Annotated in this window: 1 protein-coding gene and 1 pseudogene; one reads left to right on the forward strand and one right to left on the reverse strand. The window is 74.4% G+C overall.

Features of this window, described 5'->3' with window-relative positions; all coding sequences use genetic code 11:
- The coding region (locus L0B03_RS18110) for an N-acetyltransferase (RefSeq protein ID WP_250448433.1) at positions 1–827 on the forward strand (827 nt) is incomplete at its 5' end.
- Between the two features lie 10 nt (positions 828–837).
- On the opposite strand, the pseudogene L0B03_RS18115 reads toward L0B03_RS18110, so the two are convergent.
- Positions 838–1,215: pseudogene (locus L0B03_RS18115) on the reverse strand (DNA polymerase); the annotation flags it as partial.

Below are 1,215 nucleotides of genomic sequence, written 5' to 3' on the forward strand. Positions count from 1 at the left end.
AGGCGTGGGCCACGGTCCACGACCGGGCCGCGGCCCGTGTGGTGATCTCGGTGGTCGTGGACCCCGAGCTCGAACGGGAGGTCACCGACCCCGTCGCCGCGGGCCTCTTCGCGTGGGCGGCGACGGCGGCCAGCGACCTCGCGCGAGGCCGGGGCGTCGCCGAGACGCAGATGGACAGCGGGTCCTTCGAGCAGGACGAGCGGCAGCAGGGGTGGCTGACGGCAGCGGGCTACGCCCTGACGCGGACCTGGTTCCAGATGAGCCGCCCGGTCACGGCGGTCGACGCCGCCCTGGAGACGCACCCCGAGCCCGACGCGGGCGTCGCGGTCCGTGGTGTGCGGCGCGGCGCGGACGGTATGCCCGAGCGCAACGACCTTCGCACCGTGCACGACGTGCTCGAGGAGGCCTTCACCGATCACTTCAACTACCACCCCGAGACCTTCGACCAGTTCCTGACCCGGCTCCGCGAGGACCCGGGCCACCGCTGGGACCACTGGTGGATCGCCGAGATCACCGACGACGAGGGCGACGCGGGCCCGCGCCCGGCCGGTGCCCTCGTCGGCTCGGTGGCCCTCGGCGACGGCTCGGGCCCCGAGGGCAGCTATGTCGAGTACCTCGGCGTGCTGCGTTCGGCCCGTGGCCGTGGGGTCGCCAAGGCTCTGCTCGCCACCGTGATCGCCGACGCGGCCGAGCGTGGACGCGACCGGGTGGGTCTCGAGGTCGACGCCGACTCCCCGACCGGAGCGGTCGACCTCTACCGCTCGACGGGGTTCGTGACCTCCTACGTGACGCAGTCCTGGCACCTCGACCTGCCGGTCGCCCCCTGACGGCCGGTCCTCAGTCCGCCTCGTCGTAGGCGTCGACCACGGACACGTCGAGGGTGAACTCGACGGCCCCGTCGCCGAACAGCAGCCTCCCGGCCTCGGTCGCGGCCTCGCGCACGGCCTCGGCGACCGGGGCCGCGACGTCGGCCGGGGCGTGCACCATGACCTCGTCGTGCAGGAAGAACACCAGGTGCGGCCTCCCCTCGATCTCCAGGAGCCGACGCCGCAGCGCCGCCATCCAGCACAGGGCCCACTCGGCGGCGGTGCCCTGCACCACGAAGTTGCGGGTGAATCGTCCCCAGTCGCGGCGGCGCCGTCGGGCGACGCGGACGTCCTCGGCGTCGGCGCCCTCGCTCACCGCGGCCTGCACGGCGGCCTCCCAGGCCGGCCC

The organism is Actinotalea sp. C106 (assembly GCF_023630195.1).
Lineage (GTDB): Bacteria > Actinomycetota > Actinomycetes > Actinomycetales > Cellulomonadaceae > Actinotalea.